Source organism: Lentzea sp. CC55, from assembly GCF_021056325.1.
GTDB lineage: Bacteria > Actinomycetota > Actinomycetes > Mycobacteriales > Pseudonocardiaceae > Lentzea > Lentzea jiangxiensis.
In genome coordinates, this window is the sequence record NZ_JAJCXE010000054.1 from 186,133 (window position 1) to 211,835 (window position 25,703).

The 25,703-nt window shown below is 70.2% G+C and carries 28 protein-coding genes and 1 pseudogene; 20 read left to right on the plus strand and 9 right to left on the minus strand.

What is annotated here, in order from left to right; translation table 11 throughout:
• From L6E10_RS33605 to L6E10_RS33615, 3 genes and pseudogenes are all read right to left on the minus strand, one after another.
• Window positions 1–229: pseudogene (locus L6E10_RS33605) on the minus strand (DDE-type integrase/transposase/recombinase); the annotation flags it as partial.
• A complete protein-coding gene (locus L6E10_RS33610) occupies window positions 230–820 on the minus strand; it encodes a class F sortase (protein ID WP_374237587.1) in 591 nt (196 codons plus the stop codon). It abuts the pseudogene before it with no gap.
• Window positions 817–1,929 carry a vWA domain-containing protein gene (locus L6E10_RS33615; protein WP_236224171.1) on the minus strand — a complete coding sequence of 371 codons (1,113 nt, stop codon included), beginning with the start codon at window positions 1,927–1,929 and terminating at the stop codon, window positions 817–819. Before L6E10_RS33615 ends, L6E10_RS33610 begins: the two co-directional genes overlap by 4 nt.
• Window positions 1,930–2,192: 263 nt before the next feature.
• Between L6E10_RS33615 and L6E10_RS33620 the strand changes: the two genes are divergently transcribed.
• From L6E10_RS33620 to L6E10_RS33635, 4 genes are all read left to right on the plus strand, one after another.
• Complete coding sequence (locus L6E10_RS33620) at window positions 2,193–2,756, plus strand: hypothetical protein (RefSeq protein ID WP_236224172.1); 564 nt, start codon at window positions 2,193–2,195, stop codon at window positions 2,754–2,756.
• Window positions 2,757–2,870: 114 nt separating this feature from the next.
• Window positions 2,871–3,488, plus strand: coding sequence for a hypothetical protein (locus L6E10_RS33625; protein ID WP_236224173.1), 618 nt, complete (start codon window positions 2,871–2,873; stop codon window positions 3,486–3,488).
• 83 nt (window positions 3,489–3,571) lie between these two features.
• On the plus strand, window positions 3,572–4,507 hold the full coding sequence (locus L6E10_RS33630; protein ID WP_236224174.1) for a GAF domain-containing protein: 936 nt from the start codon (window positions 3,572–3,574) through the stop codon (window positions 4,505–4,507).
• A 667-nt stretch (window positions 4,508–5,174) separates the two neighbouring features.
• Window positions 5,175–6,314: a hypothetical protein gene (locus L6E10_RS33635; RefSeq protein ID WP_236224175.1), complete on the plus strand. Its 1,140-nt coding sequence runs from the start codon at window positions 5,175–5,177 to the stop codon at window positions 6,312–6,314.
• Window positions 6,315–6,667: 353 nt separating this feature from the next.
• Here the strand turns inward: L6E10_RS33635 and L6E10_RS33640 are convergent, their stop codons facing one another.
• From L6E10_RS33640 to L6E10_RS33665, 6 genes are all read right to left on the minus strand, one after another.
• Window positions 6,668–6,892, minus strand: a complete 225-nt coding sequence (locus tag L6E10_RS33640; protein WP_236224176.1) for a hypothetical protein — start codon at window positions 6,890–6,892, stop codon at window positions 6,668–6,670.
• A 258-nt stretch (window positions 6,893–7,150) separates the two neighbouring features.
• A complete protein-coding gene (locus L6E10_RS33645; protein WP_236224177.1) occupies window positions 7,151–8,542 on the minus strand; it encodes a VCBS repeat-containing protein in 1,392 nt (463 codons plus the stop codon).
• A 189-nt stretch (window positions 8,543–8,731) separates the two neighbouring features.
• On the minus strand, window positions 8,732–9,916 hold the full coding sequence (locus tag L6E10_RS33650) for an MAB_1171c family putative transporter (protein WP_236224178.1): 1,185 nt from the start codon (window positions 9,914–9,916) through the stop codon (window positions 8,732–8,734).
• A complete protein-coding gene (locus L6E10_RS33655; RefSeq protein WP_236224179.1) occupies window positions 9,913–10,377 on the minus strand; it encodes a hypothetical protein in 465 nt (154 codons plus the stop codon). Before L6E10_RS33655 ends, L6E10_RS33650 begins: the two co-directional genes overlap by 4 nt.
• Before the next feature lie 38 nt (window positions 10,378–10,415).
• Entirely contained in the window at window positions 10,416–10,835 is a 420-nt protein-coding gene (locus L6E10_RS33660; RefSeq protein WP_236224180.1) for a helix-turn-helix domain-containing protein, read from the minus strand.
• Between the two features lie 143 nt (window positions 10,836–10,978).
• The gene (locus L6E10_RS33665; protein WP_236224181.1) at window positions 10,979–12,298 is read right to left on the minus strand and encodes an alpha-lytic protease prodomain-containing protein; all 1,320 of its coding nucleotides are present in this window, start codon (window positions 12,296–12,298) and stop codon (window positions 10,979–10,981) included.
• 419 nt (window positions 12,299–12,717) lie between these two features.
• Between L6E10_RS33665 and L6E10_RS33670 the strand changes: the two genes are divergently transcribed.
• From L6E10_RS33670 to L6E10_RS33745, 16 genes are all read left to right on the plus strand, one after another.
• Window positions 12,718–13,008, plus strand: a complete 291-nt coding sequence (locus L6E10_RS33670) for a hypothetical protein (RefSeq protein ID WP_236224182.1) — start codon at window positions 12,718–12,720, stop codon at window positions 13,006–13,008.
• Between the two features lie 142 nt (window positions 13,009–13,150).
• Window positions 13,151–13,522: an antibiotic biosynthesis monooxygenase gene (locus L6E10_RS33675; protein ID WP_236224183.1), complete on the plus strand. Its 372-nt coding sequence runs from the start codon at window positions 13,151–13,153 to the stop codon at window positions 13,520–13,522.
• Window positions 13,519–14,127: a SchA/CurD-like domain-containing protein gene (locus L6E10_RS33680; RefSeq protein WP_236224184.1), complete on the plus strand. Its 609-nt coding sequence runs from the start codon at window positions 13,519–13,521 to the stop codon at window positions 14,125–14,127. The genes L6E10_RS33675 and L6E10_RS33680 overlap by 4 nt, the downstream gene beginning before the upstream one ends.
• Window positions 14,124–14,513, plus strand: coding sequence for a cupin domain-containing protein (locus L6E10_RS33685; RefSeq protein WP_236224185.1), 390 nt, complete (start codon window positions 14,124–14,126; stop codon window positions 14,511–14,513). Before L6E10_RS33680 ends, L6E10_RS33685 begins: the two co-directional genes overlap by 4 nt.
• Window positions 14,510–15,766, plus strand: a complete 1,257-nt coding sequence (locus tag L6E10_RS33690) for a beta-ketoacyl synthase (RefSeq protein ID WP_236224186.1) — start codon at window positions 14,510–14,512, stop codon at window positions 15,764–15,766. The genes L6E10_RS33685 and L6E10_RS33690 overlap by 4 nt, the downstream gene beginning before the upstream one ends.
• A complete protein-coding gene (locus L6E10_RS33695; RefSeq protein WP_236224187.1) occupies window positions 15,763–17,019 on the plus strand; it encodes a beta-ketoacyl synthase N-terminal-like domain-containing protein in 1,257 nt (418 codons plus the stop codon). The genes L6E10_RS33690 and L6E10_RS33695 overlap by 4 nt, the downstream gene beginning before the upstream one ends.
• 1 nt (window position 17,020) lies before the next feature.
• Window positions 17,021–17,269 carry an acyl carrier protein gene (locus L6E10_RS33700; protein WP_236224188.1) on the plus strand — a complete coding sequence of 83 codons (249 nt, stop codon included), beginning with the start codon at window positions 17,021–17,023 and terminating at the stop codon, window positions 17,267–17,269.
• On the plus strand, window positions 17,266–17,724 hold the full coding sequence (locus tag L6E10_RS33705; protein ID WP_236224189.1) for an SRPBCC family protein: 459 nt from the start codon (window positions 17,266–17,268) through the stop codon (window positions 17,722–17,724). Before L6E10_RS33700 ends, L6E10_RS33705 begins: the two co-directional genes overlap by 4 nt.
• On the plus strand, window positions 17,709–18,038 hold the full coding sequence (locus L6E10_RS33710; RefSeq protein ID WP_236224190.1) for a TcmI family type II polyketide cyclase: 330 nt from the start codon (window positions 17,709–17,711) through the stop codon (window positions 18,036–18,038). Before L6E10_RS33705 ends, L6E10_RS33710 begins: the two co-directional genes overlap by 16 nt.
• A complete protein-coding gene (locus tag L6E10_RS33715) occupies window positions 18,031–19,578 on the plus strand; it encodes an FAD-dependent monooxygenase (RefSeq protein ID WP_236224191.1) in 1,548 nt (515 codons plus the stop codon). The genes L6E10_RS33710 and L6E10_RS33715 overlap by 8 nt, the downstream gene beginning before the upstream one ends.
• Window positions 19,578–20,249, plus strand: coding sequence for a SchA/CurD-like domain-containing protein (locus L6E10_RS33720; RefSeq protein WP_236224192.1), 672 nt, complete (start codon window positions 19,578–19,580; stop codon window positions 20,247–20,249). The genes L6E10_RS33715 and L6E10_RS33720 overlap by 1 nt, the downstream gene beginning before the upstream one ends.
• A 197-nt stretch (window positions 20,250–20,446) precedes the next feature.
• Window positions 20,447–20,821: a response regulator transcription factor gene (locus L6E10_RS33725; RefSeq protein WP_236224193.1), complete on the plus strand. Its 375-nt coding sequence runs from the start codon at window positions 20,447–20,449 to the stop codon at window positions 20,819–20,821.
• The gene (locus L6E10_RS33730) at window positions 20,818–21,918 is read left to right on the plus strand and encodes a HEAT repeat domain-containing protein (protein WP_236224194.1); all 1,101 of its coding nucleotides are present in this window, start codon (window positions 20,818–20,820) and stop codon (window positions 21,916–21,918) included. Before L6E10_RS33725 ends, L6E10_RS33730 begins: the two co-directional genes overlap by 4 nt.
• The gene (locus L6E10_RS33735; RefSeq protein ID WP_236224195.1) at window positions 21,915–23,411 is read left to right on the plus strand and encodes a glycosyltransferase family 2 protein; all 1,497 of its coding nucleotides are present in this window, start codon (window positions 21,915–21,917) and stop codon (window positions 23,409–23,411) included. The genes L6E10_RS33730 and L6E10_RS33735 overlap by 4 nt, the downstream gene beginning before the upstream one ends.
• Window positions 23,401–24,627: an ATP-binding protein gene (locus L6E10_RS33740; protein ID WP_236224196.1), complete on the plus strand. Its 1,227-nt coding sequence runs from the start codon at window positions 23,401–23,403 to the stop codon at window positions 24,625–24,627. Before L6E10_RS33735 ends, L6E10_RS33740 begins: the two co-directional genes overlap by 11 nt.
• A 301-nt stretch (window positions 24,628–24,928) precedes the next feature.
• Window positions 24,929–25,703: MFS transporter (locus L6E10_RS33745; protein ID WP_236224197.1), on the plus strand; the 775-nt coding region annotated here is incomplete at its 3' end.

The following is a 25,703-nucleotide window of genomic DNA, read 5'->3' on the forward strand; positions in this document are numbered from 1 at the left end:
CGTGCCGGTCGAGAACATTGTTCTGCAGCAACGCGAAGAAGCTTTCCATCGCGGCGTTGTCACCCGCCGCGCCCACCCGTCCCATCGACCCGGGCAGGCCGTGACGCGCGAGCGCACGGACGAATTTCCTGGATCGAAATTGCGAGCCGCGGTCGGTGTGGACCACGCAGCCGGCGACGTCACCGCGGCGGGCGAGGGCGTTGGTGAGCGCGGTGACGGCGAGCCGGCTTCAGACGAGGTCGGCGTAGGCGATGACGTTGTCCCTGTAGTCGCCGGTGGCGGGGTCGAAGACGCCGCCGCAGGTGATCAGTCGCAGTTGCGGGGTGGTGGTCTCACCGTAGACGGAATCGGTGGGGAAGAGGTCCTTGGGGACGCGGTCGACCCGGCTGATGGTGAAGGTCGCGGTGCTGTTGTCGTGGCGGGCGACCTCGACGCGATCACCGGACTTGAGCTTGGCGAGGTCGTGGAAGATGCCGGGGCGGCCGTGGCCGTCGACGTGGCCGAGCAGAACGGCGGGACCGGTGTCGCCGGGTGCGGGGCCGTGCTTGTACCAACCGGCTTGGAGGGGCCGGTCCAGCGGTGGGACCTCGGCGGTGCCGTCGGGGTTGAGTCCCAGCGGGATCAGGGTGGAGCGGGCGCCGAGGGCGGGGATGCGCACCTCGACCGGTGCCGCGGCGGACATCGCCGTTGGTTGTGCCGTGATGGGTTGCCCGGCCGGGCCGTCGTCACCGGAGGGCAGGAGCAGCCCGGCGGTGAGCAGGCCGGCGATCAGGAGTGCGGCCGCGAAGGCGGCGATGACCGCGCGCTTACGGGCGGTCACGGTGCCGTCCCGCCGGTGTCCACGCCGCCGCGCGGGATGATGCTGACCTGGCGGTTGCCGGGCAGTGCCGCCGCCGGTGGCGGGCCGCCGGGGCTGGCCGGGGTGGTGCTGGTGGTCGGGACCGCCGTGGTCGGGGTGGTGCTGAGCGAGGGTTCACGGATGATCACGTTGGTGCAGTCGGTGACCTTCCCCGGCCCGGCGTGGTCGGTGCCATGGGCGGTGACGCACAACGGGTGGTTGCCCACGTCCAGCGGCGGGGTCTTGACGGTGTAGCGGACCTGGCGCGGGCCGGGTTGGGGCAGAGCCGGGGTGATGTCGGTGATCGGCAACTCCGGGCCGCCGTCCACGGTCAGCGTCAGGCGCTGCAGTTCGGACGGGAACAGCCTCCCCAGCGCGGCTGGCAGGTCTCTCACCTCGGAAGCCTCGACGCACGTGCCGCCGGTGACGTCCGCCATCCGCTTGAGGCTGCGCGGGCCGTTGCCGCACTGGGCGTCAGGGCCGAACGCCACGGTGTGGATGTCCACCCGCTGCGGCACCTGGGACAGGGCGCCCTCGAAGTTCTCCAGGGCGTGGTTGTCGCGGCCGTCGGACAGGAAGACCATGATCGATCGGGGTTCGGTCGTCGCGTTCGCGGCCTCGGTGCCCGCCCTCAGGCCGGCGGTGAAGTTGGTGCTGCCGTTCTGCCACTGCAGGGCCGCCAGCGCCTCGTGGAACTGCGGACCGGCGGCCTGACCGGTCCAGAACACCCGGCCGCCGGTGGAGAACGCGGCCAAGCCGACGCCGCCGACACCCAGGTACGGCTGCTGCGCCACCTTCCGGTGGAACTCCGCGACTGCCTGCTTCTCCGCGTCCCACCCGGCCTGGCCGAGGCTGCCGGAGCTGTCCAGCACGTAGACCAGTGACGTTCTCGGCGTCGCCGGCTTGGTGCCGATCGACGCCGTGCCGACCACCGTGGTGGTGCCCTTGGGGATCACCGTGTCGGGCAGCGGCGTCTCGATGTCCACCGCGATCCCGATGCCACCGGGCAGCGTGCCGTCCACCGCGCCCGCCGGCACACCGCCGGCCACCACCAGCACAGCGGCGACCAGCCCGGCTCCGAGTCTTCTCATCCGTCATATCCTCACGTCACGGAATTTGCCCTCCTTCAACGAGCCTGTGGCATCCGTGGATATCAGCCAAACGGGTGTACCCCAAGTAGCACACGAAAGGTCGCTGTCGCTCAGACTTGCCGAAAGACAGGCCAGCAGTGGTCGGCAACGCGGATTCCCCGGGTCGACACATACGGAAAGTATCATCCTTTTTCGCCCATTTGGAGTGCCGTCGCGGGATTAGAGTGTGATCCGGCCAAGTCCCGGATGCGAGGAGTGTTTCGATGAGAGCCACGAGAACAGTGGGGCTGTTGTCAACGGCGCGGCGGTTCTTGACGGCCGCCGTGGTCGCGTTGACGGCGGCGGCCGGAGTCGTGGTCACCGCGCCTGCGGCCCAGGCGGCGACCGAACTGCTGTCCTGCGTGGGCAGCGGCGCCAACACGTACAACCCGGGGGTGACCGCGCAGCCCGAGGTCGTCTCCATCACCTCCAGCGCCGACTACGACTCCTGCGCCTCCACCGGATCCCCCACCATCACCTCCGGCGGGTACGCGATCGTGGCCAACGGCCTGGTGTCCTGCCTCGGCGGCGGCATCTCCATCACCGTGACCATCACCTGGAACACCGGCGAAACCACCACCGTGGCCGCAGTCGGGCTCGTGGTGCTGCGTCCCGCGAACGAAGTCGTCGTGGTCTACCAGGGCACGGTTACCGCGGGCAGGTTCACCGGAGCCACCGTCGTGATGACCGCGGCGCTGCTCAACACCACACCGGCTCAGTGCTTCACCCCCGAAGGCGTCACCGGCACCAGCGGCCCCGCCAACATCACCATCACCGAACTCGCCTGACCCGGCTGCCCCACCAATTCAACGACCAGTGCCACAGTCTTCACCGCCGAAGTCGATGTCACTTCACAAGGAATAATTCCGACCGCGCGTAATGCCCTCCAGCACCCACGGACAGTGTTCCAAGACAAGCCGTTCAGCCGATTGAGAGCAGATGAACGGATCGCAAAACTGGATTCGCTCATCACCTTTCCGGAGAGCAGGATTCTCATGCGTCTGCGTTTCTTTATCGTTGCCGTGGTCGGCGGGCTGCTCGGCGCCGCAGGGCTGTTCCACGTGCCCGCTTCGGCGTCCGCGGTGGACGTCAACTGCGCCCTGGGCACCCAGGTCGGCACCTATTCCCCCGGCATGACGCTGCTGCCCAGACACATCGATTTCCACGCCACCGGCACGCTGGGTGGCTGCGTGTCCCCCAGCCACCCCGAGATCACCGGCGCGACCTTCACCTCACTGGTCAGCGGCACGTTCAGCTGCCTGGCCGGCTCCACCACCAACACCTCGACCTACCACTGGAACACCGGCCACAGCAGCACCGTCCGAGGCGGCTTCGAGGTCAACCTCAAACCCGGTGGCACCACCGTGCTCGTCCTGACCGGCACCGTGGTCGACGGACTGTTCCAAGGCGCAACCGTTGTCCAGACCAAAGTCCTGCCCGCCACCGACCTCACCGCCTGCCTCACGCCCCAAGGCCTGACCAGCGTCAGCGGCACCGTCACCTTCACCGCCGTCCTCTGAACCGCCGAATGACGGGGACGAGAGATCCTCCGACGGTCTCGCAGAACACCGCGTTTTGAACAACGGCCACGTGGAACGTTCCCGTGCTCGTGTCGTCGGTCCGCTACGCCGCACGGAAGAACGTCGCACGTCCGAGGAACTGCTCACGGCTCGGAACTGTGTTGGTCCGCGGCTATTCTGCTCGCGTGCTCACCCACACCGATCCAGAGCGTCTGTCGGCGGTTCGCCGGTACCACATCTTGGACGCGCCCGCCGACGGCAGTTTCGACAACGTCGCCCGGGTGGCCGCGCAGGTCTTCGGCACACCGATCGCGACCGTGACGATCGTGGACGTCGACCGCGTGTGGTTCGCGGCCTGCCACGGTCTGTCGGGCGTCACCCAGATCGGCACCGAGCCCGGCCTGTGCGCCTCGGCCGTGTTGCAGGACGGGGTGTACGTGGTGAACGACGGCGCGGTCGACCCCCGCACCCTCGAGCACCCGCTGGTGCGCGGAGACCTCGGTTTGCGCTTCTACGCCGCCGCGCCGATCACCACCAGCGACGGCCACCGGCTGGGCACCGTCAACGTGATCGACCGCGACCCCCGCGAGGTCACCGACGCCCAACTCGCGACGCTCACCGCGCTGGCCGGAATCGTCGCCGACCAGCTGGAGCTGCGTTTGGCGGCCATTCAAGCGGTGCGCGCGGAACGCGGCCTGGACCAGATCCCCGGCCCGCGCTCCACCGCATCGGCCAAGTTGGCGGGCCAGCTGCGGCACCTCGCGGCCAACCACCTCGACGGCGAGCACTCCCAGGTGTGCGAGCTCGGCTTGTCGGGCCCGTGCGACGAGCCCGTCGAGGTCAAGGTCGCCGACCCGTGGGGCGACTCGGCATGGGCATGCATCCGCCACGCCGAGGACATCATCATCAATGAGCGGTCGACGTTCATCGCCGACCAGAAACTCAACGGGCTGGAGCGGTACCTGCGGCGCGCGGAGCGCCACAGCACCGGTCCGGCAGGCACGTCCGAAATTGCGTGAACACGACACCGCCGAGATCATCATCAACAGTGCGAGAACCTGCTGCCACCATGCGAGGTCGCGGGTTCCACCCTCACGGACAGTCTGCCGAGCGTCAGTGTCAGCCTGACCAGACAGCACAACCAGGCCGTGACCCACAGCACCGATGCCGACCACACGTTCCCGTGGATCGGTCGCGACAGGAGCTTCCGAAGGAGCGGACCGAAAGGCTCAGACGGCAAGGCGCGGTGCGGAGCACCGGGGTGCAGCCGCACCGCGCTACCGGACCAACGCGGGGTGCCGGCTGCTCGACGACACTGTTCAGCCATGCCTGACCACTCGTGCGGTCCTCCACCGTGTTCAGCGGAGCTTGCCGACCCGGCACATTCAGCTGCCCTGATGGATGCGTGACTGCTCAAGGTCAAACAGGGTCGGACCGCTTATCCACGTTCGGCCCCCGAAGTGCCTGCACCGCGTCCGACACCTCCTCGTGCAGCAGACCCGACACAGGACCGGGTCGCCGCTCACAACTTGCTGCGCACTGTTCAGCGGCCTGCCGAGCACCGTTTCGACCGCTTGGACAGGCGACTGCGCTTTTCAGGTGAAGGTTGACAGGACCGCATGGCGAAACCGCTTTACTCAACGCGGAAGCACGGCATGGCCGAATGGCGGATCACTGGAGTGGACCATGAGATCAGCACGGCACAGGCAGCTGCTGGCGGTTGCTGCGGCGCTGCTCGCGTCAGCACTCGCACCGAGTTCCGCCGGCGCGGCGACGCCGATCACCGAATACGGCCCGGTTCCCTCGTCACTGCCGATCGGGGGTGTGTGCGAGGTGGAGTTCGACCACAGCGGAAAACTCTGGGTCGAGCAGTACCTGAGCAGTCAGGTCGCCCGGTTCGACCCGGCCACCGGGCAGTTCGCCAACTTCTCCACACCGATGCCGCTGTCGGTGCCCGGCGGCATGGACCTGGACGCGTCGGGCAACCTGTGGATGCCCCAGGTGACCGGCAACAGCCTGCTGCGCGTCGACACCACCGACGGTTCCATGGCCGAGCTCCCGCTGCCCTGGGCGAACGCCTTCTCCCCGCAGCCGCTGGGACTTCCGCTGCACAGCGGACTCGGACTGGCCAACGACCTCGCGCGCGGCCCGGACGACGCGCTGTGGTTCACCCTCGGCGGACTGGACTCCATCGGCCGCTACGACCCGGTGAGCGGGCAGTGGAGCAAGTACCGCGTGCCCGGCGAGATCCTCGGTCAGGTCGCCGCGCTGTTCGGCATCATCAAACCGGGTCCCGGACGCACCGTCGTGTTCGACCTGCCCCAGCTGAACAAGGTCGCCACCCTGGACGTGGACACGCACGTGTTCACCCAGTACACGATGCCTACACCCGCCTCGTTCCCGGTCGGCGTGCGCACCGCCTCCGACGGCACCATCTGGGTCGGTGAAGCCCTCGGCATGAAGATCGCCCGCATCAACCCTGCCACCGGGCAGATCACCGAATACCCGCTGCTGGGTGCGGGCGGGCTGCTCACCAGCATCCTCGACGGACTCGGTGTGGGCAGCATCGGCAACCCGCTCCCCATGCCAGGCCCCATCGCCGAGGCCAGTGACGGCAACATCTACTTCTCGGTCAGCTTCCCGGCGCTGTTCGGGCTGGGCAACCAGATCGCCCGGTTCAACCCCGTCACGCACGAGGTCCGGATGTGGAGCACACCCTCGTCGGCCTCCTACCCCTGCGACATCAACGTCCACCAACCCGGCGCCGTCTGGTTCGGCCTCCTGACGACCAACAGGATCGGCAAACTGGACATCACCGCCACCTGACCGAACTGCTCACCACGGACGACATCGTCCCGGCACCCCGCCGGTCGGCCCCTACCCACGGTGGTCGGACTCGACTTCAGCATGCCTGCCCGGACGCCGGCGCTGGACCCGCGCGACCTGACCCTCGTCGTCGACGAACACCCCGCCGTCGGCGGCGTCGTGGAACTGGGCGAGACGCGGTTGTGGCTGCGCAGCCTGCTGGTCGTTGAACTCGCAGGCTGCTTCGACAGCGGGACACAGGTCCGGTGGCGAGACACCGGCACCCGCTTGCAGCGCTGGGCCCAGATGCCCAACCCGTTCGACCGTCACGGCCTTCTCACCGATGCGCGACCGCGCCGACTCAAAATCGTGGCTCACGCACCGGGCTGTTCCGGGACGCGCACCTTGTGGCCGTTGTACGCGCCGCCCAGGCACACGAGGCTCTGGCCGTCCTCGGACTCGGGGATCGGCAGACCGCCGCCGAGAAGGCATTGGACAATCGAGATGTCCGGATCCGCAGCAGCGGAGCCGGCAGCACCCACTACCACACCGGACGCCAATGCCGCAGATGCCAGCATTGTCATCATCCGTCGCCTCATGACCACTCCTTCGTCTTCTTCTTGACCAGGCGTTGCTGCTCCTGCGGCTACCCGGCTGGTCGTGCGGGATTCGTGCTTCACTCCTACGAGCGACAAGCTGCCGGCACGTGCATGACTTGGCGCTCGGCCTGTCCGGCCAGCCGCACAGGTCGGGGCCGGCATGGCGGAGGTCCGCATCCCCAGTCGCCGATGCAGGCGGAAGACGGCAGTGCTCTCCGTCCACGTCGCGAGTGGACGGAGAGCACCAACACCACTTGGTCAGGCGACGTGGTGGACGCCGGTCCAGTTCGGGTAACGCCAGTGCGCGCCGGTGTAGTAGTCGGTCTTGGTGTGACCGATCACGTTGCCGTAGACCTGCAACTCCCCCGCGGCCGTGATCGCGGTCAAATCCGCGAACCCGTCACCCGTGACGTCACTCAGGCTGATGTCGTGCACGGTGTTCCACGCGCTGGAGATCTGCCAGGTGACATCCCAGAACGGAGTATCACCACGACCAGGCAACAAGATTCCGTTGCCATAGACCTTCAACGAGCCGTCGGAACGAATCGCGGCAAGATCGGCATACCCGTCACCGGTGACGTCACCAAGAGCGATGTCGAGAACGTCAGCCCCCCATCCCGTCTCGTACACCTTCAACGGAGCACTGAACGGGGACTGCCCCTCACCCACCTGATTGGTGTTCAGAAAGACTTCCAGCTTGCCGCTCGTCGTCACCGCGGCAAGATCGGCGAAGCCGTCGTGGTTGATGTCCCCGGCAGCGATCTTCCGATACCCCGACCAGTTGCCGTACTCCCGCCACACCCCCGAGAACGGCGAGTGGTTTGGGTTCATCAAGAACTCGTTGCCGTAGATCTGCAGCTTGCCGGCACCGGTCAGGACCAGGAAGTCCGCGAACTTGTCACCGGTCACGTCGGCGGTGGTGATCGACCTGGCGTCCTGACCCCAGTTCGTGTTGTCGGTCTGCCACATCACTCCGTGGAAGGGCACACCGTTGTTGCCAGGCACCAGGATGCCGTTGCCGAACACAGCCAAACGACCCTCGGCCGTGACAGTCGTCAGGTCGGCGTACCCGTCGCCGGTGATGTCGCCCTGGGACCGGTCGACCGGCTTCAGCGGGCTCCACCAGCTCGTCTTCTTCAGCGCGCCGTTCCAGCTGAAGCTCAGGTGGACGTGGTCGGTGTGCGGGCTCGCGCCGCTGTACGGCGTCCAGCTCAACGTCCTGGTTGACCAGATCTGCCGGTTCCAGATGATGTACATGATCCCCATGCGACGGGCCAGCGCGTGCCGGTTGCCGTGCTGGTCGGTCGCCAGCAGCCAGTTGACCAGGTCGTCGCCCTGCGCCCGCTGGCCGGGGTCGTTCGCGTTGAACGGATAGTCCAGCGCGCGCCCCTCCTTGTGCTCGCTGGCACCTCCCTGGCTGCACTGACGGCCGATGCCCAGGCTCGGACGCCCGTAGGTGGACACGAGCAGGCTTTGGACATCGACGACGCCGGGTTTCGGCGTCGGGTCGCAGGTTCGCTGCGGGTCGGACGCCGCGTACGGGTCGATTTCCGGACCGAAGGGCGGCGTGGGCGGTGCGGCGTGGCCGGGTGATACGACCGTGACGCTGACGACTGCCGCCAAGACAACACCGATGGCGGCGCGCGCCATCGCTCTCACTGCGGACATGACTTCCCCCAAGAATCACTTCACTTGATTTAGCTCCCCGCTTGTATCACTTTAGTGATCGGACGCAGCGTAGCCGCAGGCGAGCAGAAGGGTCAACAAGATGACCAAACTGGCGAACTCAGTCACTGAAGTGATCAGATAGTGGCCATGGTTGCGCCCTGTTCACGTGGTTCAGCGCGAAGACAGTTGCTTCAGGACCGCAGGCACGACGGGTGAGCGGCGGTAGGCCTGGCTGACCTTGACCAGCCACGCCGTTTCCGCGTCGAAGTCCGGCGCGCGGCGCAGCTCCGGCGACCGCACCGCGGGCACCGGGCCTGCTCCACCGCTGATCCGGGAGGAGACAGCGGCAGCGATGGCGGTGGCCTCGGCGACGGCCTGCGCATCGTCCTCGCTCAGGCCGGACCGGACCGCATGCGCCCTGGCCAACTGGACGGTGCTCTCGCAGAGGTGCCCGTGCAGCGGCCCGACCAGCACGTCGCGGATGCCGATGACCCGCTGCCGCAGCCGGGAGTTCCGCGTGCGCAGGACCGCGAGCGGCGTGGCCGTGCGCACCGGCTCGAGTGCGTTCCACAGCGGCGTCAACTGGTGGTAGGCCCGTCTCCGGTGCCAGTACCTGGCCACGCGCGGTCCCCAGGACGGGATGGTCATGCCGATCACCAGGAAGCACACGCCGGGAGCGGAGAAGAGGAACTGGATGCCGTGCACCCCGTTCTCCTCGTAGGGCGGCGTGTAACCCAGGCTGACGACCGTTTGATACGCCATTTTGTGGATCAGCATGACCAACCAGATCAGGCAGCCGAGCCCCATGAGGCGCACGCCGATCCGCAGATACCTGCGCTCGATGGCCGCGCTGCGCCACCTCACGAGCAGGATCTGGACCAGGACGATGATGTTGTGCGTCTCCCACACAAGGTCGTAGAACAGGACCCCGGGATCACGGGTCCCGCTCGGCCCGACGATCGGCAGTCCGGTGCGCAGCGGGCCGATCACGTAGCCGATCAGCAGCAGCGGGAGTGCCACTGCGAACAACATCCGGCTGAACCGCAGGCGTCGCCGCAGGTCGTCGGCGGTCGCGGAGACGCGGATGACGAACTGGTGGGCGTGGAAGGACATCGCCATCCACGCGACGTGCTGGATTACCTGGGGCAGGCTGGGAACCCGCCCCAGCAGGTCGTGGACCAGCCAGTAGACCGGCGCCCACCCCAGCAGGTACAGCAGGAACAGGTGCACCATCGTCAGCGTCAACGCCCTGCCGGCGGGCGCCTGGTGGTCCTCACGCCAGGTGGCCGCCCGGTAGACGACCGCGGCGGCGACGGTCACGAGTGCGAAGAGGTGGACGACGCTCGCCGCGCTCATTCCATCGCCAGGCCCAGCCGGTCACCCATCCCCGGTGGCCGATCCCCCGCGCGCCGCGGTCGCGCGTCGAGCAGCTCGGAGATCAGGTAGGCCACGGTCTCCGCCTCGGTCTCGTGCTCGGCGGAGAAACCCGCGTGGTGCCGGGCCAGCATGATCTTGAGGGTGGTGGCGCTCAGGTCGGGGAAGAAACCGGACAACGCCAGGTCGACCGGCTCGGAGCCGGGGTGGTCGCACAGGATGTGACCCAGTTCGTGCAGCACGATGTGGGCTTGGTGCACCGGCGTGGTGTTGCGTTCGTAGCAGATGTAGTCCGTGGTGGCCCCCGCCATCCACAGCCCGCAGGCACCTGAGGCCGACATCGGCAACGGCATCAGCTCGATCGGCCGGCCGCGCCGCACCCCCACCCCGCGGCACAGGTCCCGCACCCTGCCCGAATCCGGTATCTCCAGCCGACTCACCACGCGCCGCTCGATGCGGCGCGACGCCCGCCATCTCAAGGTCAACGCCCCCCAGCGTTGTCGGAGTCAAGTCCTTCCAGCTTGCGCAGCTGCTCGGTCATGGCAGTGACCGTTTCCAAGCTCCCGTCGGACAACCCGACCATTCTCGTCGCCACCCTGGCGATGCCGGCATCGCGCAGCAACGCGGCAAGCGCGATCTGAGCACTCACCTGCTCGGAGGGCTCGTCGTCGAGGAAGTAGGCGGCCGAGACGCCGAAGAACTTCCCCAGCTTCTCCAGGGTGTCCTTGGTGGGGTTGACGTTCTTGCCGGACCTCAGCGCGGAGAGCAGTCCGGTGGACAGCCCGGTCGCCTTCGCCACCTCGGGGTGCGTGAACGGTTTGCGGTCTCGCGGGTGCACCTCGCGGAAGAGGTGGTCCACCTTCTCCGCGAGGGTCCGCGGGCCCGAATGGCGATCGTTCACGGCCTACCTCCTGGACCCCGCTGATCAGTAAACTGATCCGCCCTCCAGAGGTTATCACCACGTTCTGCGGCCGGATTGTCCTGCCGCCCGCACGGAAACCGTCCCGACGGCAGCAGCCGTCGGGACGGTGGGAGGTGTTGTCGTCAGACCTGTTGCCAGAGGGCAGGGGTGTTCGGCGGCTCCCATCCGGGAACGGACGTGTGTGCCTGGATCACGCGGTAGGAAGCGCCACCGTAGGTGACCTGGGCGCCGGTGCCGTAGTAGGTGTACGGGGCCCACGAGTCGCCACCACCCGGAGGCGTGGTGGTGGTCGTGGTCGTGCTGGTCGGCTGGGTGGTCGTGGTCGGGCCGGCGGAGGTCACCAGGCGCAGGTTGTACGCCTGCAGGATTTCGGTCACCGGCTGGAAGTAGATGGTGCCGCCGCTCTGGCAGTTGCCGGATCCGCCGGAGGTGACGCCCTGGGCCTGGTCGCCGGTCAGCCACGAGCCGCCGGAGTCGCCGGGCTCGGCGCAGGCGTTGGTGCGGGTCAGGCCGGTGATGGTGCCCTCGGGATAGGTGACGGAGGCGTTCTTCTGCTGGATGGTGCCGCAGCGCCAGCCGGTGGTGGAGCCGGAGCGGCAGACCGAGGAGCCGACCGGAGCTTCCTGCGAGCCCGCGACCGGAACGGTGCCGGGATAGCGGTTGACCAGGGCGCGCGGGGTGTTGCCCGCGTCGGTGCGGACCCAGGCGTAGTCGTTGCCGGGGAAGCTGCTGCCCTGGATGGTGCCGCCGGGGTTGGACGTGCGGCCGCCGGTGGCTCCGCAGTGGCCCGCGGTGACGAAGCCGCCCTCGACGGCGAAGCCGATGGAGCAGCGGCCCCCGCCGGGGACGCCGTAGGCGTTGCCGCCGATGACGTCGATCAGCGGCTTGGGGTTCTCGGTGCTGGCCTCGACGGCGACGACGTCGCCGCGCAGACCCGCCTCGGCCGCCCACGTCCTGGCCTGCGTCTCGCCGCCGGCACGGGCGAGCACGACGACCTTGTTGGCGCGCACGTCGACGTACCAGCCGGGGACGGCGCCGGGTGCGGTGGTGGCCTTGGCGTCCAGCTTGGTCTTCGCGCTGTCCAGAGCGGACGCGCTGTGCTTCGCCGTGGCGGCGACGGCGCCGTGCGAGCGCACCGCGCCGGCCAGCGCCGGGTCGGTGACCGCGACGGTGAGGGTGTGGCCGGTGCCGTCCAGCCAGGCCCCGGCGTAGGCCGGGCCGAGGCGCGACTTCAGCGTGGCGTCGGTCTGGCCCGCGGCCTTCTCGGCGTCGAGGCGCTCACGCGCTTGCTCCGAGGAGATGCCGAGGTCACGGGCCATCGCGGCCAGCATGGCGGGGTCGGCTGTGTCGGCAGCGGTGGCACTGGTCGTCAGCGCCACCGCGATGCTCAGCCCGGCCGCTGTGACCGCCGCTGTGGCGGCGGCGATGAGCTTGCGGTTCATGTCCGCTCCTTGCATGCAGGGTGATTGCCCGCCGACCGTACGACGAGGGTCGCACCAAGTGGTACATACCAATTGGCCATAAGGTCGACGCACACCACCCGCGCTCGACGAAGCCCCGCCGCGCTCTCGCGGCGAGTGCGACCGTCCTATTGCGACGGACAGGAAGTGCCGCCGGCGGCAACCTCACCGGATAGTGGAACGAGCGCTCGATCGAGCAGCGGAACGCGGTGGCGGCCTACCCGCCGCGCACGCCGCAGGAGGCTTCCTCCCTCGGACGGGGCGGCATTGCGCTCGATCGAGGGTTGGACCAGCCGGGTCGGCTTGTCGGATGCATCCTGAGGTACTCGGTGGCGACCTAACACCCCCGCCGCGGCACGGCGAAGCACCGTGTCCCAGCGTGTCCAGGAGAGGACGACCCGATGTCGCGTTTGCCTCGCACGGCCGGTCTGACCGGCATGGTGCTCACTGCCGCAGCTGTGTTCTCGTTCGCGGGGTCGCCCGCCCAGGCCGACCCCGGCATCTGCATCGACCACGTGATGGAGAACGGGTACAAGGCGACCGCCAACGTGCTCAAGGCGTGCAAGGTCGCGAAGACGGGCAAAACAGACGACATCAGGACATGCCGCCGGATGTTGCACGCCGAGGGTGTGCGGAACGCGGTGGCTTCGCACGCCTGCCGGATCGCTTCCCACCCGGAACCGTCCTCCTGAGCGATTCCCGAGGTTTGTCCTCTCGATCGAGTGGATGTTCAGCCTGGTGGCCGACCCCGACTTGCTGGCGGGTGCGGGGAGATCAACCCTCGGTCACAACGAGGTTGCCCGTTCGTCCCAAGCAGACCCCCGAGGAGACGAGATGGCGTCGACAGCGGATCACACGCCCGGATGCGGCCGGTTGCGGGTGATCTTCCGCGTGCGCGTGCCGGACGCGGAGCAGGACCGCTTCCTCGAGGCCTACCACCGGATCAGGTACCAGGTGTCGCAAGTGGAGGGTTACCTCGGCGACCAGGTGTGCCAGTCGGAGGCTGATCCCGAGGACTGGGTGATCACCAGCGAGTGGGCGAGCGCCGCGCACTTCCACGCGTGGGAGCGCGGCGCCGACCACCGGCGGCTGGCGGCCCCGCTGGTCGCGTGCACGACGGCGCGGGAGTCCTCGCGCTACCACGTCCGCCTGAGCACCGCGCCGGGCGCCGAAGCCGATCGACAACTGCTGGAGGCGAAGTCGTGAACCGCTATGCGTTGACGTTCCCGGTGCGGCCGGAGTCGGAGACCGCGGTGGCCGAGATCCTGGCGGACTACGCCGGGCCCCCACCCGGCCGGCCGCAGGCCGCGCGCCCGCTGCTGGACCGCACGTCGGTCTTCATGGCCGGACCTGTGGTGGTCCGGGTCGTGGACATCGTCTGCCCGCCGGAGGTGGCGATCCGGCACCTGGCCGCGCAACCGCAGATCCAGGCCGTGGAGCAGCGGTTGCGGCCGCACCTGGTGCAGGACCGCGACCTGTCCGACGCCGACGGCCGGCGGCGTTTCCTGGCCGACTCGGTGATGCGGGTGGTCGCCTCCCGCAACGGCCACACCGGCCACCTGCCCCGTGCGGCGGCGTTCTACCGGGCGCTGCCGGGCAAGGCCGGCGAGGTGGCCCGGCTGCTCGCTGACGAAGGTTCGGATTCCGGTTGCGGCACAACGGTGTTCCGGCGAAGGGACATGGTCGTGCACCTGGTGGAGTCCCCGGACGGCATGCCTGCCGTGCCGCTCGCGGACAAGCTGGCACCGCTGGTGGACCTGGCGTGCCCGATGTCGCTGGTGACCGACCGAGTGGTGGGGGTGATGGCATGACCGGCCAGCTCCACCGGGCGATCAGCCCGGCCGACGTCGCACCCAACACCCACCGCGGTGGCGACATCCGCGTCCTGCTCGGTCCGGCGACGGTCTGCGCCACCTCCGGGTTCATGGGGGTCGTGCTGGTCGGGCCGGGCGAACAGGTCAACGAGCACTACCACCCGTACTCCGAGGAGTTCCTCTACGTCGTCGAGGGCTCGGTGGTGCTGGACCTGGACGACGTACCGCACGAGGTGGGCGCGGACCAGGCGATCCTGGTTCCGATCGGTGTGCGGCACCGCCTGCGCAACACCGGGACGTCACCGGCGCGCGTGCTGTTCCAGCTGTCCCCGTTGGCGCCCCGGCCGGAACTGGGGCACGTGGACACGGAGCAGGCGTCATGAGGCGCCGGGTGGCGGTCACCGGCCTGGGGGTGGTGGCACCGGGCGGCATCGGGACGAAGGGCTTCTGGGAGCTGATCACCTCCGGGCGCACCGCCACCCGGCCGATCACCCTGTTCGACCCGGAGGGGTTCCGGTCGAGGATCGCCGCCGAGTGCGACTTCGACCCGGTGCACGCGGGCCTGACCAGCGCGGAGATCACCCGCATGGACCGCTACGTCCAGTTCGCCGCCGTCGCCGCCGACGAGGCGTGGCGACAGGCGCAAGTGGCCGTCGCGGACCCGTGGCGGGTGGGTGTGTCCATGGGTTCCGCTGTGGGCGGCACGACGCTGCTCGAGCAGGACTACGTGGCCACCTCGCGGCGCGGGCAGCGGTGGTTGGTCGACGCGGACGCGGCCTCGCCGTTCCTGCACTGCGCCCTGTCCCCGGCCACGCTGGCCGCGGAGGTCGCCGACCGGGTCGGCGCGTGCGGGCCGGTGCGGACGGTGTCCAGCGGGTGCACGGCCGGGCTGGACGCGGTGGGCCACGGCGCCCGCCTCATCGAGGAAGGCCGGGCCGACGTGGTGCTGGCGGGGGCTTCGGAGTCCCCGATCTCGCCGATCACGGTGGCCTGCTTCGACGCGATCCGCGCGACCTCGGCGCGCAACGACGACCCCGCGCACGCGGCTCGGCCGTTCGACCGCGACCGGGACGGGTTCGTGCTCGGTGAGGGCGCGGCCGTGCTGGTGCTGGAAGAGCTCGGCCACGCCCGCCGCCGGGGTGCGGAGGTGCTGGCGCAGGTCGAGGGCTTCGCCACCCGCAGCAACGCCCACCACATGACCGGCCTGACGGCGGAGGGCGTCGAGATGGCCGAGGCCGCGCGGCGCGCGCTGGACCACGCCGCGGTGTCGCCGGCGGAGATCGGCTACATCAACGCGCACGGCTCGGGCACCCGGCAGAACGACCGGCACGAGACCGCCGCGTTCCACCGGCTGCTGGGTGAGCGCGCGCACCAGGTGCCGGTCAGCTCGATCAAGTCGATGATCGGCCACTCGCTGGGCGCGATCGGCTCCGTCGAACTGGCCGCCTGCGCGCTGGCGCTCGTTCACGGCGTGGTCCCACCGACCGCCAACCTGGACACGCCGGACCCCGAGTGCGACCTGGACTACGTGCCGCACACCGCGCGGGAACGCCAGTTGGACGTGGTGCTGTCGGTGGGCAGCGGCTTCGGCGGGTTCCAGTCCGCGGTGGTGCTGACGAGAGCGGGGCGGCCATGAGCCCCGCGACCACCCGGTCCGCGCCCGTCGTGACCGGTCTCGGGGTGATCGCCCCGAGCGGTCTGGGGGTCGACGAGTTCTGGCCCGCGGTGCGCGACGGGCACCTGGCGCTCGCGCCGATCGGCCGGTTCGAGCCCAACCCCTACCCCGTCACCGTGGCGGGCGAGGTGGCCGGGTTCGAACCGGCCGGGTGGGTCGCACCGCGGATCACCGTGCAGACCGACCGGTTCACGCACTTCGCCCTCGCCGCCGCCGACCTGGCGCTGCGCGACGCCGTGCTGCACCCGGCGGCGGTGGAGCCCTTCGAGTTCGGCGTGATGACGGCCAGCTACAGCGGCGGCGTCGAGTTCGGCCAGCGGGAGATCGAACAGCTGTGGCGGCACGGACCCGAGCACGTGGGCCCCTACCAGTCGATCGCCTGGTTCTACGCCGCGTGCTCCGGTCAGGTCTCCATCGGCAACGGCCTGCGCGGACCGTCCGGGGTGCTGGTCGCCGACGAGGCGGGCGGACTGGACGCCCTCGCCGCCGCGGGCAGTGAGCTGCGACGAGGCGCGCGGGCCATGCTCGTCGGCGGCGCGGAAGCCCCGTTCTGCCCGTACGCGCTGTGCTGCCAGCTCGGGCTGGGGCTGCTCAGCACGTCCGGTGACCCGGCCACGGCCTACCAGCCGTTCACCGAGCGGGCAGGCGGGTTCGCGCCCGCCGAGGGCGGGGCCATGCTCGTCGTGGAGGACGCCGGCGCCGCGCACCGCCGGGGCGCCGCCGTGAAAGCGGTGGTGGCGGGGCACGGCGCGACCTACACCGGCCGGCGGCGGTTCGACCGGTCGGCGCAGGGTCTGCTGCGGGCCGCCACGGCCGCGCTGACCGAAGCGGGTCTGACCGCCGGCGACGTGGACGCCGTGTTCCTCGACGCGATGGCCGACCCGCACGCCGACGCCGCCGAAGCCGAGGCGTTGCGCCTGCTGCTGGGCGAGCGCGCGAGCCGGGTGCCGGTGACCGCGCCCAAGGCCGGGTACGGGCGCTGCTACGCCGCCGCGGCCGTGCTCGACGTCGCCACCGCGGTGCTGGCCCTCGAACACGGTCTCGTCCCGCCCACACCGGGCGTGCGCGACTGCAGGTTCGACCTCGACCTGGTCACCGGTGTCGCCCGTCCGGTCGACCTGCGCACCGTCCTGGTGCTGTCCCGCGGTGTGTACGGCGGGAACTCGGCGCTCGTGCTGCGCCATCCGGAATCACCGACCAGCGGAGGTATGTGACGTGGACACCAGGCTTTCCCCCGACGACCTGGCAGCGCTGATCAGCCGGTGCACCGGCGTTCCCGTGACCGGCGAGCAGGTCACCGACCCCGGCCACACCTTCGACGACCTCGGCGTGGACTCCCTCGGCCTGATGGGCGTGCTGTCCGAGCTGCAGCGCCACCACGGCGTGCCCAAGGACGCCGACCTGCGGCCGCACCAGTCGCCGCGCGAGCTGCTGGCCCTGCTGCCCGGGGAGGTCCGGGGATGAGCGGCCACACCGAGAACGAGATCGTCATCGACGCGCCGATGGAGCTGGTGTGGGAACGCACCAACGACGTCGAGCGCTGGCCGGAGCTGTTCAGCGAGTACGCCTCGGCCGAGGTGCTAGAACGCGACGGCGACCGCGTGCTGTTCCGCCTGACGATGCACCCGGATCCGGCCGGCAAGGTGTGGAGCTGGGTGTCCGAGCGCGTCGCGGACCAGGCCACCAGGACGGTCACCGCCCGGCGCGTCGAGACCGGGCCGTTCGAGCGGATGGACATCCGCTGGACCTACGAACAACTCGACACGGGTGTGCGCATGCGCTGGACGCAGGACTTCGCGATGAAACCCGATGCTCCGGTGGACGACGAAGCCATGACCAAGCGCATCAACGACAACAGCCGCGTCCAGATGGAGCTGATCAAGCGGAAGGTCGAGGAGGTCGCGTGCACCGCACCCTGATCGTCGCCCGCATGGTCCCCGAGGCCGCCGACGAGGTGGCCGCCGTGTTCGCCGACTCCGACCACCGTTCCGACCTGCCCGCCGCGCTCGGCGTGCGGGGGCGCAGCCTGTTCCGGTTCGGTGAGCTCTACCTGCACCTGGTGGAGAGCGACCGCCCGTTGGCGGAGGCGATGGCCGCGCACCGCGACGACCCCCGCTTCCGGCGGATCAGCCAGGAGTTGAGCCCGTTCGTCACCGCCTACGACCCCGAGGCGTGGCGCGAGCCCAAGGACGCGATGGCGCACGAGTTCTACCGTTGGGAGCGCCATGTCTGAGGCCCCGGTGCTGATCGCGGGCGGCGGCGTGACGGGTCTGTCCGCCGCTGTGTTCCTGGCCTGGTACGGCGTGCCGGCGTTGCTGGTGGAACGCCGTGCCGAGCCGTCGACCGATCCGAGGGCGCGGGCGCTCAACCCGCGCACGATGGAGCTTTATCGCGCCGTGGGTCTGGAGCAGGCCATCGGGCAGGTGCGGTCGCCGATCGCCGACCACACCGTCGTCGCCCACGCCGAAACCCTGGCGGGCCCGGAACTGCGGCGGCTGCCCAACCGCCTCGACACCGGCCCCGACCCGCTGAGCCCCTGCCGGTGGGCCGCGATCGACCAGAACCAGCTCGAACCGCTGCTGCGCGCACACGCCGTGCAGTCCGGCGCGGACGTGCGCTACCACCACGAGGTGGTGGCGGTGGACAACGAACCCGAAGGCGTTGTCGCGGTGGTGCTCGATCACCGCACCGGACGGGAAGAGCGTGTTCGTGCCGGGCACCTCATCGTGGCGGACGGTGCGCACAGCCCCGTTCGCCGCATGCTCGGCGTCGGGCAGGACGATTCGGACCTCCTGGCGCGCAAGGTCAACATCTACTTCGACGCCGACCTCCGCGAACCGCTGCGCGGGCGCAAGATCGTCGCGCTGACCGTGCGCAACCCCGCCGTGCACGGGTTCCTCACGTCCATCGACGGCGCGAAGCGGTGGCGGTTCGCCGTCTCCCTGCGGCCGGGTGACGACGTCGCCGACTTCACCGAGGAGCGGTGCGTGTACCTGCTGCGCACCGCCATCGGCCTCGAAGACCTGCCGATCGTGATCGACCACGTGTCCGAGACCCCGTGGGAGATCTCCGGACAGGTCGCCCACCGGATGCGCGCCAGCCGGGCGTTCATCGCGGGCGACGCCGCCCACGTCATGCCGCCCGTGGGCACCTTCGGCGTGGCGACCGCTGTCCAGGACGTCTTCAACCTGGCGTGGAAGATCGCCCTGCACCACCGCGGTGTGGCCGGCCCGGGCCTGCTGGCCACCTACGAGACCGAACGCCTCCCCGTGGCCCGGCACACCACCGCGCTGACCGTCGAGCGGTACGGCCTGGTCAACGGCAAGCCGGGCGACGCACACGACAGCGCCGTCCGCCAGCGGGCGACGATGTTCGGCTACACCTATCCCGAGGGCGCTTTCGTCCCGGACGGCACCTCCGCTCCGCACCCGGTGGAAGACCCCGACCACCCCACCGCCGCACCGGGCTGCCGCGCACCTCACGTCACCGTGGCGCACAACGGCACCGCACTGTCCACTGTCGACTTCATGGGACGCGGCCTGGTGCTCGTCACCGGCCGGCAGCAGGCCGCGGACTTCTCGGACGTCCCGATCGAACACCACCGCATCGGCGACACCCTGCACGACCCCACCGGCGAGCTCACCCGCCGCTACGGCATCACCGACGACGGGGCCGTCCTGATCCGCCCGGACGGGTTCGTCGCCTGGCGCAGTCCGGCGGCACCCCGTCCCGACGTCCTGCGGGCCGTGGTCGACCAAGTGCTGTTCCGATGATGGACGAGCAGCTCCTCACCGGCCACTGCGGTGGTTTTCCGGCCGTCACGATGACCGGGAGCCGAACCGTGGACCGCTACGCGTTGACGTTCCGGGTCCGGTCCGGATCGGAGGCGGTCGTGGCCGAGATCCTCTCCGATTACGCGGCCCTTGCCGTGTGCTGCCCGGAGACGGGGTGGTCGCTGCTGGAGCGCACGTCCGTCTTCATGGCGGGACGTGTCGTGGTGCGGGTCGTGGACATCACCTGCCCTCCCTGGCAAGCCGTCCGGCACCTGGCGGAGCAACCCCAGGTCCGGGCGGCGGAGCAGCGGCTGCGGCCGCACCTGGTCCACGACCGCGAGGTGACCGACGAGGCGAGCCTGCGTCGGTTCGCGGCGACCTCCGTGATGCGGGTGGCGTCCGGCAACGGCCACACCGGCCGGCTGCCGCGCAGGGCCGTTCTGTACGAGTCGCTGCCCGGGCACGCCGGCGAGTTGGCCCGGCGTCTCGCCGGCATCACCGTGGCCTCCGGCGGAACCACCGTGTTCCGGCGTCGCGACCTGGTGGTGCACCTGATCGAATCGGACGACGAGACACCCCCGGTGCCGCTGATCGGCCTGGTCACGCCGTTCGCCCGGCTGGCACGGCCGATGACCCTGGTGACCGACCGTTCGGTGGGGGCGGTGGCGTGATCCGGGCCGGTGTCGCGCTTGTCCCGTAGCCACGTGCTCTGAGGCTGACTCCCAGGCCGCCGAGCGCCTGCCGGTGGACGGCGACTGCGGGACGTCCCGCCGTGCCGAGGCGTGGTCGCGCGATTGAGGTACCCCGATCGACTGAATGGTCCAGTTCGGGGTACTTCAATCGCGACGCCGAGAACCTGGGAGTTCCCATGACCACCGTGCTCGTCGCCGACGATGACGCCGACGTCCGGGACGTCGTGGTGTTCAAGCTCGAGCAATCCGGCTACGACGTGCTCGTCGCCGAGGACGGCGCCACCGCCCTGGCCATGGCCCGCAGCGCGATGCCGGACATCGCTGTCCTGGACGTGATGATGCCCCGGATGACCGGGTTGGACGTCTGCCGGGAGTTGCGCGCGGCGGAGGCCACCGCGGCCATACCGGTGATCCTGTTGACCGCCCGCGCCCAGGAGAGCGATGTCGAGGGCGGCTTCGACTGGGGCGCGGACGACTACCTGACCAAACCGTTCAGCCCCCGTGAGCTGGCCAGCCGGGTTCGCGCCGTCCTGGCCCGCAGTCGGCGATGACCTCGCCCGTGTCCCCGTCGGTCGACCGCGACCTGTTGGTCGTGGCCGCGGTGTGCCTGGCCGTCGTGCTCGTCGTCCTCGCCCTGGCAGTCCTCATCGGCCGGTGGTGGCTCCGGGTCACCGACGCACGTCATGCGCGCCTCGTGGCGTCCGCTCGTCCGTGGCTGGTCCAGTTGGTCGCGGGAGATGACGAGGACCCCGTGGTGGTGGAACGGCTGGTCGCGGTGGATCCGCGCACATGGCGTGCACTGGAGCCGGTCGCCGTCGCCATGCTCGGCAAGGTGCGCGGCGAGGCGCGAACGGCCGTGATCGGCCTGCTCGAACGCAGAGGTTCGGTGGAGCGGGCGATGCGCGGTGTGCATCGGCGCAGCGCCGTGGTGCGCGCCCGGTCGGCCCACCTGCTCGGCGCGGTGGGGGGACCGGGGGTGACGGTGCAGCTCGTGCGGCTGCTGGGTGACCGGGACTGGGAAGTGCGCGCGGTGGCGGTGCGTGCCCTTGGCCGGTTGGCCGACCCGATGTCGGCGACGGCGCTCGTGCACGGCCTGCTGCGCACGCCCCCGCTGCCACACCACCTGGTCATGGCCGCCTTGCGGCAGATCGGTCCGGCGGCGGTTCGATCGCTGCTCGCTGCGGCGGATCGAGCCGACGACCTCGTCCGCGCCCAGGTCGCCGAGGCTCTCGGCCTGGTCGGCGCGGTGGCGACGGCACCGGTGCTCGTCGCGATGCTGCGCACCGACCACTCCACCGAGGTGCGCCTGCGCGCGGCCCGCGCCCTCGGGCGCATCGGCGCTCCTGTCTCGGTCGACGACGTCATCGCCGCCACCTCCGCTCGCGAGCCGCTCGCGCTGCGGGTGACGGCGGCCGAGGCCCTCGGCGCGCTGGGGGCTCGGCGCGCCGTTCCCGTGCTGACCGATCTGGTCGACGACCCCGTGCACTGGGTCGCGCACACGGCCGCGGCGTCCCTGGCCGCGATTCGTCCTGACGGCCTGGCCGCTCTCGCACGGCTGGCCGGCCGTTCGGGTTCGACCGCACGCCACGCCCAGGAGGCTCTGATGGCGGCGAACGCCAAGGGGTTGCTCGCGGCGGTGCGGCCGTGACGGCGCTGGACGTCGTCAGCACCGTCATCGTGGTGGCCAACTGGTTCGTGCTGGCGTACTTCCTGCTGCTCAACACGAGCTACCTCGGTCTGATCCTGCTCGCGGTGCGCGAGTTCCGCCGTCACCTCCGGCGCCGCCCCTACGCGGGTTTCGACGAGGCGTACACCAACCCGCTGACGCTCGGCGTGTCGGTGGTGATGCCGGCGCACAACGAGGAGGCGACGATCGTCGAGAGCGTCAACGCCATGCTGGCCCTGCGACACCCCCTGTTCGAAGTCGTGGTCGTCGACGACGGCTCCACCGACAGCACGTTCGAGGTGTTGCGGGCCCACTTCGGCCTGGTGGAGATCCCGCGGGTGGTGCCGGACGACGTGCCCACCCGCGGCGCCGTCACCGCGGTGTACGCCCCGCCCGCGGCGGTGCCACTGGTCGTGGTCCGCAAGGAGAACGGCGGCAAGGCCTCGGCGAACAACACCGGCATCAACGTCGCGGTCCAACCGCTGGTCTGCATGGTCGACGCGGACTCACTGCTCGACCCGGACGCCCTGCTGGCGGTGGCCAGGCCCTTCGGTGACGACCCCGAGCACGTGGTCGCCACCGGCGGTGTCGTGCGCGCGGTCAACGACAGCACCGTCGTCGCCGGCCGCGTGACCGAGCTGCGCATGCCGAGGACCTGGCTGGCACGCACGCAGGTCGTGGAGTACCTGCGGGCGTTCCTGCTGGGACGCTCCGGATGGTCGGCCCTCAACGCCCTCGTCGTCGTCTCCGGCGCCTTCGGCCTGTTCCGGCGCGACGTCCTGGTGGAAACCGGCGGGCTGGACGTGGACACGATCGGGGAGGACGCCGAGCTCGTCGTCCGCCTGCACCGCTGGTCGCGCGAGCACCGGCGGCGCGCCCGAGTCGTGTTCGTCCCCGAACCGGTGGCCTGGACCGAGGTACCGGAGTCGCTGCGAGTTCTCGGCCGCCAACGGCGCCGCTGGTCGCGAGGCCTCGCGGAGGTCCTCTGGAAGCACCGGAGGATGATCGGGAACCCGGCGTACGGCGCGGTCGGCACGCTGGCGCTGCCGTTCTACGTGCTGTTCGAGTTGCTGGCGCCGGTGGTCGAGCTGTTCGGGCTCGTCGCCCTCGTCGCCGGCTTGCTGCTCGGGGCCGTCGACTGGACCTTCGCCGTGCTGTTCTTCCTGGTGGCGCTCGGCTACGGCGTCGCGCTCTCCCTCGTCGCCCTCGTGGTGGAGGAGTACTCGTTCCACCGCTATCGAGGCTGGCGGGACCTGGCGGTCGCCCTCGTGGTGGCGGTCGTCGAGAACATCGGCTACCGGCAGTTGACCGCGGTGTGGCGGCTGCGCGGCCTGATGGACGCCGCGCGTGGCGGGAAGGCCGAGTGGGGCCGGATGACGCGGGTGGGATTCGCGAGCGCCGAGCCCGCGGGCGGTCCCGTGCCCGGCTCGGGACCGGTGGCACATCCCGGAGAGGTGACGCCTGATGGCCGTTGAGCAGCGCGACCGCGACTCCATTCTGGCCGAGTACGGCATCGAGGACCTGGGGCGCCAATCTGACCTGGAAGCCCTCGCGGAACTGGCCGCGCAGGTGTGCGGCGTGCCCCACGGCGCGGTCAACCTGATCGGCGAGCACCTCCAGCACCAGGTGGCGGCGGTCGGGATCTCCCCTTCGATCTGCTCGCGGGAGGACTCGATGTGCGCCGTCTCGATCGTCACACCGGAGCCGGTCGAGGTGCCCGACGCCCGGCAGGACCCCCGCTTCGCCACCAACCCCTTCGTCACGGGCCGGATCGCGTCGGTCCGGTTCTACGCCGCGAGCCGGCTGCAGGCGCCCTCCGGAGCTGTGCTCGGCACCTTGTGCGTGTTCGACGACGTGCCGCACCGGCTGGACCGGCGGCAGCGGCGCAGCCTGGACCTGCTGGCCCACCAGGCCGTCGACGTGCTGGAGCTGCGGCGGTCCAGCCTGGCGCTCGCCCGTACCGTGGAGGAGCTGACCGCGGCCCGCGCCGAACTGCTGCGCTCCAACAGCGAACTCGCCGACTTCGCCGGGCGGGTCAGCCACGACCTGCGCAACCCGCTCGCCGGCATCGTCGGGTTCCTCGAACTGCTCTCCGACCACCCTGCCGTCGTGGGCGCTCCGACCGCCGGGCGACTGGTCGGACGCAGCAGGGGCGCCGCCAACCGCATGCACGCCCTGGTCGACGGACTGCTGGAATACGCCAAGCTCGGCGGGCAACTGAAGTACGGATCCGTGGACCTCGGCACCCTCCTCGGCGACCTCATCGACGACCGCGCCACCGGCGCGGGAACCGAGACGATGGACCTGAATCTCGAACCGCTTCCGATGGTCCGCGGCGACAAGACGCACCTACGAGCACTGCTGCAGAACATCGTCGGCAACGCGGTCCGCTTCGCACGCCCCGACCGGCGGCTCGTCGTGCGGATCCGCGCGGAGCACCGCGGCCAGTTCGTGCGCGTCGAGATCGCCGACAACGGCAGGGGCATCCCGCCTGAACGCCGCGAGGAGGCCTTCGCACTGCTGAGCCAGGTGCACCAGCACGGCACCGTGGAGGGCGGCGCGGGCATCGGACTGGCCACCTGCCGCCGCGTCGCCACCGCCCACGGCGGCACGATCGGACTGTCCGACGGCATCGACGGCGGACTCACCGTCTGGTTCACGCTTCCCGCCGGCTCAGCCGGGCGCGGTTGATCAAGCACGTCAAACGTCGTTGACCACGCCTCGCGACGATCTCGATCCCGAGATGGCCGTCTGATCGGGACAGTGCACACCCGGACAGTCGTTCGTCGAGTTTCACCGCCAACGCCCGACGAGCGGCACCGGCTTTCGGCTAACGTGAGCCTCCCCGGCAGGACCTGTGCTTCTACAACCACAGGATGATTCACAAGCGTCTGAAGGATGAGGTGTCACGGATCGGAATTGGCCAAACTAGGACCGTGCATCACCATCTGCTTGAGGCCAACTGCTCGTGACCATTTCTCCCAGTCCACTGGTGGGTAGGCGCTGGCTCGTGCTGGCGATCTTGTGCGCCAGTCTGCTGCTGGTGTCCGTGGACGCCACGGTGCTGCACATGGCTTTGCCGGCGTTGGCGGAGGACCTGCGGCCCACCGCGACCAGCCAGCTGTGGATCATCGCGGTCTACTCGCTGGTCGCGGCACCCCTGCTGCTCGCCTTCGGCACGCTGGGCGACCGCTACGGCCGGCGCCGGATCCTGGTGCTCGGCTACGTGGTGTTCGGGCTGGCGTCCCTGGCCTGCGCGTGGGCACCGGACGTCGCGGTGCTGATCGGCGCGCGGGCCGTGCTCGGCGTCGGCGGCGCGATGATCATGCCGGCCACGCTGTCGCTGCTGCGCCAGGCCTTTCCCGACCGCGCCGAACGCCAGACCGCGATCGGCATCTGGAGCGGGGTGGCCGGATCGGGAGCGGTGCTCGGGCCGCTGCTGGGCGGGTTCCTGGTGCAGACCTTCTCCTGGCACGCCGCGTTCCTGATCAACGTGCCGGTGATGCTCGCGGCGATCCCGCTGACCTTCTGGCTGATCCCGGAGTCCGCGGACCCGCCGGCCGGGCCGTGGGACGTGCTCAGCGCCGTGCTGGCCGCCCTGGGCGTCATCGGCGTCGCCTTCGCGATCAAGCAGACCCCGCACGGCGGCACGATGTACCTGCTCGGCCCGGCCGCCGGACTGCTCGGGTGCCTGCTGCTCGCGGCGTTCGTCCGGCGGCAACGGAAACTCGCCGTCCCGCTGCTGGACGTGACGCTGTTCCGCGACC